This window comes from Methylocystis sp. Uni0008, assembly GCF_056838045.1.
Map to the genome: position 1 here is coordinate 112,402 of NZ_JBXEJH010000002.1, position 14,314 is coordinate 126,715.

General features: G+C 58.6%; 5 protein-coding genes and 2 pseudogenes. 1 reads left to right on the plus strand and 6 read right to left on the minus strand.

The features are described 5' to 3' along the window. Positions 1 to 44: 44 nt before the first annotated feature. Together AC0X69_RS20440 and AC0X69_RS20445 are read right to left on the minus strand one after the other, a co-directional pair. A pseudogene (locus AC0X69_RS20440) lies at positions 45 to 866 on the minus strand (helix-turn-helix domain-containing protein); the annotation flags it as partial. Between the two features lie 121 nt (positions 867 to 987). Further along, positions 988 to 2,532: pseudogene (locus AC0X69_RS20445) on the minus strand (chemotaxis protein CheB); the annotation flags it as partial. Between the two features lie 155 nt (positions 2,533 to 2,687). Here AC0X69_RS20445 and AC0X69_RS20450 point away from each other — a divergent pair. Then, positions 2,688 to 3,671, plus strand: coding sequence for a chemotaxis protein CheB (locus tag AC0X69_RS20450; protein ID WP_482613845.1), 984 nt, complete (start codon positions 2,688 to 2,690; stop codon positions 3,669 to 3,671). A gap of 574 nt (positions 3,672 to 4,245) precedes the next feature. Here the strand turns inward: AC0X69_RS20450 and AC0X69_RS20455 are convergent. The 4 genes from AC0X69_RS20455 to AC0X69_RS20470 form a co-directional block, all read right to left on the minus strand. Beyond that, positions 4,246 to 8,247 carry a chemotaxis protein CheB gene (locus AC0X69_RS20455; RefSeq protein WP_482613846.1) on the minus strand — a complete coding sequence of 1,334 codons (4,002 nt, stop codon included), beginning with the start codon at positions 8,245 to 8,247 and terminating at the stop codon, positions 4,246 to 4,248. An 888-nt stretch (positions 8,248 to 9,135) separates the two neighbouring features. Then, positions 9,136 to 9,840 carry a transposase gene (locus AC0X69_RS20460; protein ID WP_482613770.1) on the minus strand — a complete coding sequence of 235 codons (705 nt, stop codon included), beginning with the start codon at positions 9,838 to 9,840 and terminating at the stop codon, positions 9,136 to 9,138. A 1,088-nt stretch (positions 9,841 to 10,928) separates the two neighbouring features. Next, entirely contained in the window at positions 10,929 to 11,612 is a 684-nt protein-coding gene (locus AC0X69_RS20465; protein WP_482613771.1) for a response regulator, read from the minus strand. Then, positions 11,609 to 14,308 (minus strand): DUF4118 domain-containing protein, encoded by a 2,700-nt coding sequence (locus tag AC0X69_RS20470; RefSeq protein ID WP_482613772.1) that lies wholly within the window; start codon positions 14,306 to 14,308, stop codon positions 11,609 to 11,611. Before AC0X69_RS20470 ends, AC0X69_RS20465 begins: the two co-directional genes overlap by 4 nt. Between the last annotated feature and the right edge of the window lie 6 nt (positions 14,309 to 14,314).

Consider the following 14,314-nt stretch of genomic DNA (forward strand, 5'->3'; position numbering starts at 1 on the left):
ACCCGTGCGCAGGGAGAGAATAACCCAAATCCGAAAAATAAACTCTTGTCGATCACATCAGTGGTTTGCGGGCTCTTCGCCTTAGTGCGCGTATGGTCGATGTCCTCGACCGCGAGATACAGCTCGTATTCGTGCCGCTCGGGGTTGCCGCAATATTCGGTTCCGCGATCGGTGAGCACGCGTTGCAGCGGAATGCCGTGCTCCTCGTAGAAGGGAATGACGCGGTCGTTCAAGAGATCGGCGGCGGTGATCGGCGTCTTGCGGTCATAGAGCTTGGCGAAGCCGACCTTGGCGTAGGTGTCGACGAAGGTCTGCTGGTAGACACGGCCGACGCCTTTCAACGTGCCGACGTAGAAGGTGTCCTGCGCGCCGCAATAACCGGGGCATTCGGAGACGAATTCGCCATGCGCTTCCTTGTCGGACTTGGCTTTTTCCAGGGCGGCGACCTGCGCCTCGGTGAGGATCAGCTGCTCCTGCGCCATCTTGGCTTCGAGCGCCTTCAGCCGGTGTTTCATGGTCGCGAGGTCGTGGCGCAGCCAGATCGAGCGCACGCCGAACGGCGATACGCTGATCCCTTTCTTGGCCAGTTCGTTGGCGACGCGCGTCTGCCCCCAGGCCGGCTGGTCGATCGCCATGGCGACGACCGCCGCTTCGGTCTCGGGCGCGACCCGGTTCTTCAGCAACGGCTTGCGACGAGACAGTTCCTGCAGCGCCAGTTCGCCGCCTTTGTCATAAAGGTCCTTGAAGCGATAAAAGCTGTCGCGGCTGTACCCCATGATTTTGCAAGCCTGGCTGACGTTGCCAAGCTGCTTGGCGAGCTCGAGCAGGCCGGCCTTGGCGCGGATGACTTTCTGATCCTTGGTCATATCGGTGTCTCCTGGAGACGCCGTGGCGGGGGCTGCGCTACCCCGACCAACTCCGCCCCCGCCACGGCTCCCACGCGTGGCTAAAAACACCGTCCGTCAGATTAAGTCAAAACTTGTACATCTCAAGCATGTGCCGGTGCAATGCCGAGCGGTCGACGTCCGCTTTCTCCGACGGCGAAGGCTCTGCAGACCATTCAACCGGCGATTTACGCGGACTGAGGGTAACCGGCAGCCTAGTTCCTATTTCGGAATTGTTTGCGACCGCTTGAAAAATCCGCGCCTCGCGATTTACACTTTTGAACAATTCACCTGGGTGATCTGCGCTTTCCGACGATCCGAGGAACAGGAACCCGCCAGGATTGAGAGCGTAATGAAATGTGTTGCAAACCTGGTCTTGGAGTTCGCGGTCCAAATAGATGAGGAGATTGCGGCACGAAATCAGGTCGACGTGCGAAAAGGGCGGATCCCGCAGCAGGCTGTGGCTCGCAAATAGGATGATATCGCGAAGCTCCCGACGTACGCGATAATAGTCTCCTTCACGAAGAAAGAATCGCTCAATTCTTTCGTTGGAGATGTCGGCTTCTATTGTCGCCGGAAACCGTCCTTCTCGGCCGATAGCGAGCGCTTTTGTGTCCAGATCAGACGCGAAGACCTGTATGTCGGGCCCTGGATCGCGGCGCGCAGCCTCTTCAAGGAGCAGCATGCCGATCGTATAAGCCTCTTCTCCGGTCGCACAGCCCGGCGCCCAGACGCGGACCGTGTCGCTCGCAGCCTTGTCATCGAAAAGTTTTGGGATGACATCTCGAGCGAGAACGCCGAACGCCTTCGGGTCTCTGAAGAATGTCGTAACGGAGATCAAAAAATCAGCGAATAGCGCTTGCGCCTCCTCGGCGTTATCCCTCAGATACCGGTAATACTCCTCCAGCGAGTCCTTGCGGGTTATCAGCGCCCTTCTCCCAATTCGTCGCAATACGGTCACTCTTTTGTAGAGCGAAAAATCGTGCCCGGTTCTTAAGCGTAGGTGTGCGAGTATGCGACTTGTCACTTCCTGATTATCTTCGGTTGCGGCTGGGATTGAATGCGCTTTGGCGTCCTTCAGCAGCTCGGCTAGCTGGTTCGCGAGCGCCCGAATGGGCAGGACATAATCGGCTACGCCGCCCGCGATCGCGTTGCGGGGCATTGAAGGAAATTCCGCCTCATTGGGGTCCTGCACGAGAACGATGCCGCCGGACTCCTTAATGGACTTCACACCATGCGCGCCATCGGCGCCGGCGCCTGTAAGCACAACGCCATAGGCGAACCCATCGCCGTGATTTTTAGCGAGCGAGCGAAAAAATAGGTCGATGGACGCCCGCTGCTCGGGGGACGCACCAAAGGGGACGGCCGAAATGACATGATCGGCGATCGTCAGCCGCTTGTTCGGCGGTATTACGTAAACGTGATTATTCTTGATTGGCGTCGTCTTCTCGACCTGCTCGACGGGCATTGCCGTCCACGCCGCCATCATTTCGGCCAGATGGCTCTTAAATTCCGGCTTAAGGTGAACAACAACGACGAATGCCGCGTTGGGGTGATCAGGTAGAGCCTCAAAGAAATTTTGAAGCGCCTTAATTCCTCCAGCCGACGTTCCGATTCCGACGATCATGGGATCGTCTAGCTGCGCCATAGCAGGTTCTCTCCCTTGGACCTCTACGCACGCGCGGCGCCGCTAACGCGCTAGTATTTCGAAAGCATCCGCTAATTATAGGCTTGAATGCGATCGTCGCCATAGTTTTAGCGCCTCGCATGCATGACCTCGTCTCGACCTGCGGAGGACTGATCATGTGCCCGCGCGACATCATCGCAATTGGAGGGTCTCTAGGAGCTGTGGACGCAGTGCAGCAACTCTGCCGCGGCTTGCCCGAAGATCTGCGCGCGACGATGTTCATCGTGATCCACATCGGCGCTGAAGGCAATAATCTACTGGCTGGAATTTTCGACGCCGCCTCGCCGATCCCAGTCAGCACCGCCGTAGATGGCGAGCTCCTGCGGCCGGGGCGCGCCTATGTTGCGCCGGCGGACCACCACCTTCTCGTAATGGGCGACGTTATTAGACTAGGTCGCGGACCACGCGAAAATATGGCTCGACCTGCGATCGATCCTTTATTCCGATCGGTGGGGATCTCTTTTGGCTCTCGGACAATCGCGGTCGTACTGACCGGGCTCTTAAACGACGGAGCCAGCGGTTTGGCGGACGTAAAGCGATGCGGAGGCGTAACTGTCGTTCAAAATCCTGGGAACGCTACAGCCCCAGACATGCCTTTGGGTGCGCTTCAGGCAAGCGATGTGGACTATCGCGCGCCGATCTGGGAATTGCCCGCGCTTATCGTCAAGCTAGCCGCCGAAGAGGCCGGACCATCCGTTGAGATCCCAGCTGACATAAAGTTGGAAGTCGAGATTGCGCTTGGCCGAAGAATAGACCCGGACATTCTTGCGAAGTTTGCGAAGCCGGTCCCTCTCTCATGCCCAGCGTGTGGCGGCGTCCTGTCGGAGGTCAACCGCTGGCCGCCGCTACGGTTCCGGTGCCAGGTCGGACATTCCTATACTGCCGACTCATTGGCGACGCAAAAGGAGGGCAGCGTCGATGAAGCCCTACGCGTCGCGCTGAGGATAATGGAAGAGCGCGCGGTCCTGGTGGCGAAAATGGCGAGGGAGGCGCGGCGTACTGGACGTGAAGCTGCGGCAGCTTCCTACGAGAAACGACTCAATGAAAGCCGGAATTACGCGAAGATTTTGAGAAGCGCAGTTGCCGCAGCGCCCGAGTGAATACGCGCGGGGCGCCGTTTGACCACGACTGCGCCGCTCTCGCCGAGTCTTTGTCGAGGCGCCAGCGCGGCAAGCGCCAACTGAGCGGCCTTCTGGCGCTAAGACGGCAGATGGCTCCGCATTCGTCTAGTTCAATCTAGACGGGCAAAGCAGCGTCAGTGACTTCGCGTTGTGCTGAACTGCGCCCGTTCGGGAGCTTATAAGCCTTGCCTCGCCAGAGTTCATCACTGAAGCAGCCCAAAGTAGGGCGACAGAGAAGCCTTCCTGAGTATCTTTCTCCCCAGCTTGGTCCGATCCATATCCCGAGCGTAAGCAGCCAACTCCAGCGACGAGATAAAATCGGCGCCCTATCCGGGGCGAGTCCCGCGCTCGGTCTAGAGCGCGCCGGCACAACGCAAGCATCGGAAGTCGCATAACGCCTTTTTTAGCTTGGACTCCGGCAACGCGCGCCAGATCACAGGCGCTCTTGTACGGCGCGGGCCGAGGCTTTGCTCTCGGCTCTTGGGCATCCCTACCTCCCTGATGGAGGCCTCGCGCCGTCTATTCCCATTCCGACAACGACCCCACCGCCCCTTCACGCCGAAGCAGCGCGGCGCAACAGCTTCTCGATCGCACTCAAAGAAGCTGGTTTCGTTAGATGCTCGTCAAAGCCGGCTTCCTGCGCTCGGCGCAGGTCGTCTGATTGTCCCCAGCCTGTTAGGGCAACGAGAAGGAAAGGGTGCTCGTGAACGGCGCCACGGAGGATTCGCGCTGTCTCATATCCGTCAACGCCTGGCATGCCGATATCGAGAAAAATGATGTCCGGTTTGAACTCGTCGACCATCGCGACTGCAGTCGGTCCATCATAAACGACGCGCACTACCGCTCCCATGCTGTCCAACAACAGGCCCATGCTGTTACCAACCTGCCTTTTGTCGTCGACGACCAGAACTCGTACCGAATTGTGGTTGTCCTCCGTTGCAGGCGCTGCCGTTTCCGATGAGGGCGGTTCGTCGTAAAGCGGAAGCCGAACCACGAATTCGCTACCGCGTCCTTGCCCCTCGCTATGCGCCGTTATTCGCCCGCCGTGCAATTCGACGAGTTTGCGGGCCAATGCCAGGCCGATGCCAAGGCCGCCTTCGGAACTATCGGCGGAGCTGCCGATTTGCGTAAAGAGCTCGAACACGTGAGGCAGCATGTCAGCGGAGACACCGATCCCATTATCGCGAACGCGTAGGACGGCATCACGATCCTCGCGGCCCGCCTTAATTTCGATAGCGCCGTTTGCGGCTGTATATTTTGTCGCGTTGTTGATGAGATTGGCGACCACCTGCACGAGCCGCATTCGATCGCCAAAAACCCACAATGGCTCCTTTGGCAAGCTCGTGGTAATGCGGTGACCTTTCTTCTCGGCCAGCGGCTTAGAGGTTTCTACCGCATCGCGCACGACGTTCGCGACGTCTATTCCCTCCTTACGTAGATCTATCTTGCCTCTGCTGATCCGCGAGACTTCCGTAAGTTCGCTCACAAGCCGCACGAGATGCTCAACCTGGCGCTGGATAGTATCGAGCAGCGGAGCATCCGGATCGCCGACGCCATGCCTCTTTTTCAAAACATGAGCAGCGTTGTGTATCGGAGCGAGTGGATTACGTAGTTCGTGCGCGAGCGTCGCCAGAAATTCATCTTTGAGCCGATCTGCCTGGATCAGGGCCTCCTCTGAACTTTTCCGATACGTGATATCGGTCGCCGCGCCGAACCATTCGACGATTTCGCCGTCCTCATTCAGGATGGGCACCGCGCGCGAAGTTATCCACCCCACGCTTCCGTCAGCACGGCGGACACGATGCTCCAGCTCGAAAATGCTCTTAGTCCGGATCGCTTCTGACATAGCGGCTACGAAGCGAGGCTGATCCTCGACCAAGATATATTTTCCCAGCCACTCATGCGATGCGCTTCCCAGATCAGCGAGAAAACCGCGACCATGCAGCTGACGCATTTCTTTCCAGTCGGGGCTCATACTGTAGATGACCTGCGAACTCGCTATTACCAGAGCGCGGAACCGTTCCTCGCTCGCGCGAAGCGCTTCCTCCGTTCTACGGCGTACCGTAATGTCCACGAAAGTGGCGACGACCCCGTCGATCTTGTCATCGACTGTTCTGTAAGGTCGAACGCGTACGAGATACCATCTCCCGTCGTGACTTTTCACCTCATGCTCGACAGGCACGAGGTTCTTCAGTACGGCGCGGGCATGGATGGCCAGCCCGTCGTACTCGAGCTGATGGGTGAAGTCCGTGATCGGACGTCCCTCATCGTTCGGCGTAATGTTGAAAAGCTCTGTGAGCTTCGGCGTAAACCTTTTGATGCGCAGCGCAGTATCGAGAAAGAGTGTTCCAAAATCACTCGCTGCCATCAGATTTTGCAGATCGCTGTTTGTGCGCGACACGCTCTCCAGCTTGAATTTCAGCTCACTGTTGACGGTTTGCAACTCCTCGTTGATCGACTGCAGCTCCTCCTTGCTTGTTTCGAGCTCCTCAGAGGTTGAACGATACTCCTCATTGATCGACTGAAGCTCCTCATTTGCGGCGCGCAACTCCTCATTAGCGGCTTCCGAATCCTCCCTCGTCGCTCGCAGTTGGCCGTGCGCGAGTTGAAGCTCGTCTTGTAATTGTTTGATCGTATCGGTGACCTGCGCCGCCGGTTCGCCCTCATCAGCTGCCGACTCCTTGGGTTCTACCGTTTCGCCCTCAATGAAGAGGACTAGGGCGTAGTGCGTGGAATCATTTTCTTCAAGCGCCGGCTTGACCTGCAGATAGACACGGCGCTTGTCTCCGTTGAACTGGACTAAAATCGGCGTGCTGAGTGTGGTTTCTCCCCGCCCAAACGCTCGATGAAGCGCCATCCGGAGACCGAACCGAAGTTCTTCCCGAACCAGTTCGGTTGCGTCAGTGGTGATCGAGCCGCCTGAAAACTTCAAATAGCGACCGGCGCTGTCCGAAAGATGAATTGCATGGTGATGCTCATCGATCAGCATGCTTGGCGGAGCAACTTTCTCCAGCATGTGGCGATGCAACGCCGCGCGGTCTGTGTCTGCTCTGGGCGAGACTGGAGGCTCTGCCGACCATTCGACCGGCAATCTGCGCGGGCTAAGTATGACAGGTAATGACATTCCTTGTTCGCTGCTGCTTGGGACGGACTGAAAAATACGCGCCTCTCGATTCACCACCCTGAAGAGTCCACTCGGATGATCTACGCTTTCAGACGTTCCCAAGAACAGGAAGCCGCCTGGCTTAAGCGCATAATGAAACGTCGAACAGGCCTGATTTTGGAGTTCGCGGTTCAGATAGATGAGGAGATTGCGACACGAGATCATGTCCACGCGTGAGAATGGCGGATCCCGGAGCAGGCTATGGCTTGCGAACAGAATGATGTCCCGAAGCTCCCGTCGAACCCGATAGAACTCGCCCTCGCGAACAAAGAATCGGCTGATTCTTTCTTCAGAGACATCAGCCTCTATGGTTGCCGGAAATCGACCTTCGCGCCCGATAGCTAGCGCATTGGTGTCGAGATCAGAAGCAAAGACCTGTATTTCGGGCGGCACATCTCGGTGTGCCGCCTCTTCAAGCAACATCATGCCGATCGTATAGGCTTCCTCCCCCGTGGCGCAGCCCGGCACCCAGACCCGGACAGTGTCACCGGAGCTTTTTTCGTCGAAAAGCTTCGGGACGACGTCTCGAGCAAGGACGCCAAACGCCTTTGGATCTCGGAAAAATGTCGTGACGGAGATCAGGAAGTCGGCGAATAATGCCTTCGCTTCTTCTGCATTTTCTCGCAAATATTCGTAATAACCCTCCAACGATTCCTTGCGCGAGATCAAAACTCTTCTCGCTAGCCGGCGCAGAATAGTCGCCCTTTTATAGAGCGAGAAGTCATGTCCGGTCCTTACACGTAGGTGCGCGAGTATGCGACGGATGACCTCCTCTTTGTCTTCCTCCGCCGCGGGGAGGCCTTGCGCCTTAGTGGTGTGCTTCAAGAGCTCGACAAGATGGTTGGCGAGTTCGCGGATGGGCAGCACCAGGTCGGCGACGCCGGTCGCTATTGCAGCACGCGGCATTGAGGGAAACTCGGCCTCGTGCGGATCTTGGACCAGGACAATGCCGCCTGACCCTTTGATGAACTTGACGCCGTTTGCGCCATCGGAGCCGGCGCCTGTTAACACGATCCCATAGGCGAAACCGTCGTCGTTACGTTCAGCAAGGGACCGAAAGAACGTGTCGATCGGCGCCCGCGGTTCAGAGGACTCCTCGAAAGGAGTAGCGGTGATGACGTGATCCGCGATCATCAGCCGCCTGTTGGGGGAGATGACATAGACGTGATTGCTTTCGAGCGCCGCCGATTCGCTCACCTGCTCGACCGGCATTGCCGTGTGCGCCCCAACAATTTCAGCGAGTTGGCTTTTATACTGCGGATCAAGATGAATAACGACGACAAATGCAGCGTTTGGCCGATCACCCAAGGCCTCAAAAAAGTTCTGAAGCGCCTTAACTCCTCCAGCTGAGGCTCCGATTCCAACTACCACTGGATTGTCCCGCTGCGCCATAGTCAGTTCCTCTTGGGACCCTTCGGCATGCGCGGCCCGCAGACGCGCTACCATCTCGAAAGTATCCGCTAGTTATCAGCATATGAGCGATTATCGCCACAGTTGATTGTCTGTCGTACAGATCCCATGAAATTAAAAGAGGACATTCGTGCACTCTTGACCTGCGTAGGACATACCTAAGCCACGATATCGCAGCAATTTGGTCCCTTAGGCGCTGTAGACGCAGCGTAGAAACTATGCCGCAGTTTGCCGGACGACTTCGCTGGGACTTAATCGCTCGGCAACCAATCGGTCCCCATTGCAATCTGCCGGAGCATCCTTTGGCTCTCGGACAATCGCTGGTCGTATCCAGGGCCTTCTGAATGGCGACGTCAGCGGTCTCGCTGACGTAAAGGGCGTCACGGTCGCCCGGCCCTGGTGAGGCTGCAGCCCCGGACATAGCAGACGCTCTCAGGGCGACGATGTCGACTATGGCGCGCTTCGTTTCGGAGATGGCGGCGCTTCGTCAAACTTTCCCAATAGGAGCCTGGACCGTCAGTAAATCGGCTGGACGCGGCGGCCCACCCTTAGAATAAGAGTATGGGAATGCCGCTGTCCATGAAGATTCTGATCTGAACGCAGAGGTTCTGATGGTCCAGAGAGCGCCGGCCCGCGATTCAGATCACAGGGCATCCTGCTGCCGTTAATCCTATACACCATTCATCCAGCATTTGGTCGCCAGGTTGGTTGATCGAACGTAGCTCTCCAGAAGGCTCAGCGGCGCGTCTCCTTGGGCGCTCGCCTTCTTTCTGCTTGAGGGGGCAGACGGCCCGCGCGAGGATCAGGTGAACACCAAGGGACTGTCATGCGGTCAAAGGCATCGACAGCGACGTTAGACGGCGCAGTAAACTAACGACGGAACGGAAGTTCGGGGCTGACTTTTCGCAACGTAATACGACGCCTTGAAGCGTTTGATGCGCCCCATACCCTGCTCGATGCGCGGGCCTTGTAGAGCCTCTTGGCGAAGAACTTCGGCTTGTCCTTCTCGTTGGAGCTCTGCGGGATCACCGGCGCGATGCCGCGTGCTCTTGCCGCGGCACGATTGGCCTTGCTGGCGTAGCCCTTGTCGCAGATGCCGGCGCGCGGCTGAATGTCAGGTCCAATGTCGAGCAGCGTCTCGAAATGCGGCGCGTCGGCACTTCGCCGCCGGTCAGATCGAAAGCGATGATGTCGCCCAACGCGTCCGCCTTGGCGTGGATTTTCGTCGTGAACCCGCCGCTCGAGCGCCTGCGCTTCCTGCGCCCTTTGGCGCCGGCCGCCGACGCGTGCGCACGCACGACGGTGGAATCGAACATCTGGATCAGTTGCGCTGACGCACTCATGGAGGCGAGCGAGCGTATCGAAGAAGGCCTCGAACACGCCGGCCTTGCTCAGGCGGTCAAAGCGCTTCCAAACGCTGTTCCAGTTGCCGAACCGCGCCGGCAGGGCGCGCCATCGCACGTTTTCGACAGCGAAGAAATCAAGCGCTTCGAGGAAGCGGCGATCGTCTTCCTCCCTTGCGTCCGCGACGCGGAATGCGGGCCCGAAACACCGTGAAGGTATTCGCCCAGTCATCGTCGCTCATCCGCGTCGACATTGCTTCCGGTCTCCGACTCAGTCGGAGTCCTATGAATGCCGCCGCTTCGTTTACCAATGAAGCGCAGACTTTGAGGAAGGCATGGTGTGTCAATCGAAGGTTGGTGGCCACATCACTCGATCATCGACTATAATTCGTTCTCACACTTGAGTCCCAATGGCTGTGTGCGCGAACACGGTCCTTCGTCAAAGACGCCATGAGCTCAACCATCTCTAAACTCGGCTGCCCCGAACAGAAAAGAAACATTACAATGCACAACGCAGGAAACCGACGCTCAAATAAGAGTTGGACTAGCGAAACAGTTCGAAGGTTTGTTGAGATGGCGAGCAATGAAGACGTCTTAGCCCTGCACCAGTCGTTCAAGCGCCAGGCGGGTTTCTTGCGCCGGCAGGGTCGAGACACAAGCGCAGCATTTTTGGAGGTATTGGCCGACGGCGTCGCTGATGCGGCTAATCGGTCAGATTGGCGAACCGGCGCGCCGCTACTCGATGGACGTAGAGCAAATGGCGCGTCGCGTAGGTCGGAGCGCAGTAATGCGAGGCAAGCGCGGCGCCATGGACTGCGCGAATTTTGAGCTAAGCGCCCGGCCGCACCGATATTCTCGGCCTTGCGGGAAATCGCCGGAGCGACCAAGTATGCAGGGAACATGGTCTTCGGGGCCAAATTCGCGGATTTGGACCAAGGTCACTGCTTCATCTTCACGCCAATTTCGCAAGCTGAGCCCTCCGCGCGTTCGTTGGGTCAAGAGCCTGGGCGAGACGGCTCGAAATCGTCCTCACGCTATGCGCCATGGACGATGATTCCGATTCTACTGCAGCCGCGGGATTGATCGCCACCTCTGTTGTCGGACGCTACGGTTACGTGGGCAGAATGGCGTCCTAGCCGAGTGGCTGCAGCAACCTAGAACCTGAGGAAACTCACAAAGATCATTCCGCCGCTGGCGCCACAGGCTCTCCGAGGGCACACGGATCAAGCAAAGGCTATCTTAGCACACTCATTCTCTCGACAAACCGACGATTTTATCATCGATATGTCAGCCAGCAGCCGAGACAAGCTGAAGTTCTTCTTACTCGGAATCGATAAATCGGTAGCCAACGCAGGGTTCAGTCAGGATGATTTTGGGCGTCGCGGCGTTGTCCTCTATTTTTGCTCTCAGCTGGCCAACAAATACGCGCAGATATTGACTGTCGTCCTGATGCGCCGGCCCCCACACGGCTCTTAGAATTTCTCGGTGCGTCAACGGACGGCCGGCATGGCGAGCGAGAAAGGCTAAGAGATCGAATTCTTTCGGCGTCAGTTTCACCGGCGCGCCATTTTTTGTGACCAGGCGCGATTTGACGTTCACGACAAGTGTATCGCCGACGACCCGCTCTGGCTCCAAAGCCAGTGAATGCCGGAGCGCCGTGCGCATGCGCGCCAGTAGCTCTCCCATCGCGAAGGGTTTCTCGACATAATCGTCAGCGCCGAGATCGAGCGCTGCGATCTTCTCCGACTCCCGGTCACGCGCTGAGAGAACGATTACCGGCGTTCGCGTAAAGATTCGCAGCTTTCGCAGCACCTCCTTTCCATCCATGTCTGGAAGACCGAGGTCGAGAATGACGAGATCGGGCGTTTTCGCCGATATGGCTGCGAGCGCCTCGCGGCCTGTCGCAGCCTCGGACACCTCATAGCCGCTTGCCGCCAGCGATGGCCGCAAGATGCGGCGTATTTGAGTTTCATCGTCGACGACGAGAACGCTCGCGCCGCTCATGCCGCCACGCCTCGCTTCGATTCGCTTGCGGCGGGGAAGCGCATAATCATTCTCGTCCCTCGGCGCCGGACGGCGGGGCTTTGCGCGACAATGGTTCCGCCCATAGCATTTACCAGCCCCCGACAGATCGACAGGCCGAGCCCCGTTCCCGCCTTGCGGCCGTCAACGCGTCCGCTGCGATAGAATTTCTCGAAGATGCGCTCGAGATCCGCCGTCTTCACGCCGGGTCCTTCGTCGGTCACGGTGATGACGACATCGCTTCCTTCAGGGCGGGCATGAATGATCGCGCCGGTCGGTCCGCCATATTTGTGGGCGTTGTCGATAAGGTTGAAGAGCACTTGACCGAGGAGATTGGCATCGGCGCGGATCGGCGGCAGGTTGGGCGCGATGCTGCTTGACGTGTCCATTGCAGGAAACGCTTTCTTGGATCTTGCGAGGACGCTACGGATCACCTCCGCCACGTCGACGAGCTCACTGCTTGGCGCGAGCGCACCTGACTCAATGCGCGACATGTCAAGCAGATTAGCGATGAAGCGCGATAGGCGGCCGGCCTCTTCTTCGATCGACAGCAGAAGGTCATCGCGGGCCTCGAGCGGAAGCTTCTCTCGAAGCTCACGTAGGCTGGTGACCGCGCCGGTAATCGAGGTTAGCGGCGTGCGCAGATCATGCGAGAGGGCGGACAGCAAAATCGTCCGCAACTTTTCATTCTCTTCGAGCGCCGCAGCCTTGACCGATTCGCCGACAAGCATGGATCGGTCGATCGCGAGCGCCGTCTGCTCGATGAGCGAAGATATCGTGCTCTCAGCCGCAGCGGCGAGCGGTTCCTCGGGCGCCTTGGGCTCGATCCCACAAACTGCGACGACCCCCCGCGCTGTCGCAAGAGGTCGGAATTGAAACCGCACATTGGGCAACGTGTCCGTCCGCCATCCGGCCGGTTCGCTTTTTTCCAGAGCCCAGCGCGCGGCGGCGAGTTCGCCAGGATCCAGTTGGTCCACCGGCGGCCAGGAAGCCGCCGCTCTCAATCCGCCGTCCTCCGGAATTAGAAGGACGACACATGACGCTTCCCCGACTTTCAGAATTTGAAGAGCGGAGACCCAAGTGATGTCATCGATCGTCGTTATCGTCGAGAGCTTACGCGAGAATTCAAAGAGCGACTGCACCGCCTGAGACCGCTGGCGCATGTTTCGCGCATAATCCCGCATTTTGCTCGCGAGCATTCCCGTGATCACGGCGACGATCAGCGCAACGAGGAGCGATAGAAACTCCTGCGGTTGAGAGATCGTCATTTCGTAACGCGGATCGAAAAAGAGGAAGTCGCAGGCCAGAAAGGAAAGAACCGCCGCGATGATCGCAGACCACATTCCAAAGCGCGCCGCGCAGAGCACCACGGGGAGGAGAAAGATCGCCGACGGATTGGTGAGGCCGAGCCAGCGATCGAGCGCATATGCAACAGGCAACGTCGCGGCGACCGCAACGACAGCGCCGGCGGCGCCAATCGACGTCTCCGATAAGCTCGGAAGTTTCGGGCTGCGCGCAACTGCGAGCCCGCTATCTTCCTGGACGACGACGTGAACCGCGATATCAGTCGATTGTCGAAGAATTTCGTCGGTCAGCGACCGACGCAAAATCCTGGGAAATGGCCGGGACGGCGAACGACCCAGCACAATCTGGGTAATATTCTCACGTCGGGCAAAGCGCAGCACTTCGTCTACGAGATCATCTCCGGAGATGCGTGCGACTTCGGCGCCGAGCCGCTCCGCCAGACGCAACGAATGGTCGACATTTCGTACGACATCCGCAGACCGTTCTTCCTGGCCAGCGCGCTCGACGTAGAGCGCGATCCATGTCGCGTTGAGGCCTGTGGCGAGCCGGGCGCCCGCGCGGACCACGGCTTCGGACTTTGCGTCGCGGCCGACGCAAACAAGTAAACGCTCCGCCGTCGCCCAGGGACCCTCGATCGCCCCTTGCCGAAGGAAGTCGACCATTTGATCGTCGACCCGCTCGGCCGTTCGACGCAAGGCAAGCTCGCGCAGCGCCGTGAGATTGCGCGGCGTGAAGAAATTCTGCGTCGCGCGTCTCGCGGTCTCGGGAACATAGACCTTGCCTTCCTTCAGTCTCTGGAGCAGCTCGTCGGGCGTGATGTCGACAAGGATGACGTCCGCGGCGTTCTGCAGCACACGATCCGGCACGGTCTCTCGCACGGCGACGCCGGTGACGCGCGATACGACGTCGGCGAGGCTTTCAAGGTGCTGGACGTTCAGCGTCGTCCATACGTCGATACCGGCGTCGAGCAGCTCCTCGACGTCCTGCCAGCGTTTGGGATGACGACTATCAGGCGCATTGGTATGCGCGAGCTCGTCGACGACGATGAGCTGAGGCTTTCGCGACAGCGCCGCATCTATGTCGAATTCCTCAATGGTCCGGCCGCGATAGTCGCACTTGCGGCGCGAAAGCGTTTCGAGACCATTGAGGAGCGTCTGCGTTTCGAGGCGTCCATGGGTCTCAGCCACGCCTATGACAATATCAACGCCCTCAGCCTTCGCGGTTTGCGCGCGCGCCAGCATCGCATAGGTCTTGCCGACGCCGGGCGCGGCGCCAAGGAATACGCGTAGCTTCCCTCGACCCTCCTTGTCGCTCAAGGCAAGGAGCGCGTCGGGATCAGGTCGGCGGTCGAAGTCTTCGTCATTACGGGCCAAAGACGT

Excerpts from the sequence above, each read along its gene's own strand:
- AC0X69_RS20450 (WP_482613845.1), top strand. The coding sequence starts at position 2,688 with ATGTGCCCGCGCGACATCATCGCAATTGGAGGGTCTCTAGGAGCTGTG.
- AC0X69_RS20455 (WP_482613846.1), bottom strand. The coding sequence starts at position 8,247 with ATGGCGCAGCGGGACAATCCAGTGGTAGTTGGAATCGGAGCCTCAGCT.
- AC0X69_RS20460 (WP_482613770.1), bottom strand. The coding sequence starts at position 9,840 with ATGACTGGGCGAATACCTTCACGGTGTTTCGGGCCCGCATTCCGCGTC.
- AC0X69_RS20465 (WP_482613771.1), bottom strand. The coding sequence starts at position 11,612 with ATGAGCGGCGCGAGCGTTCTCGTCGTCGACGATGAAACTCAAATACGC.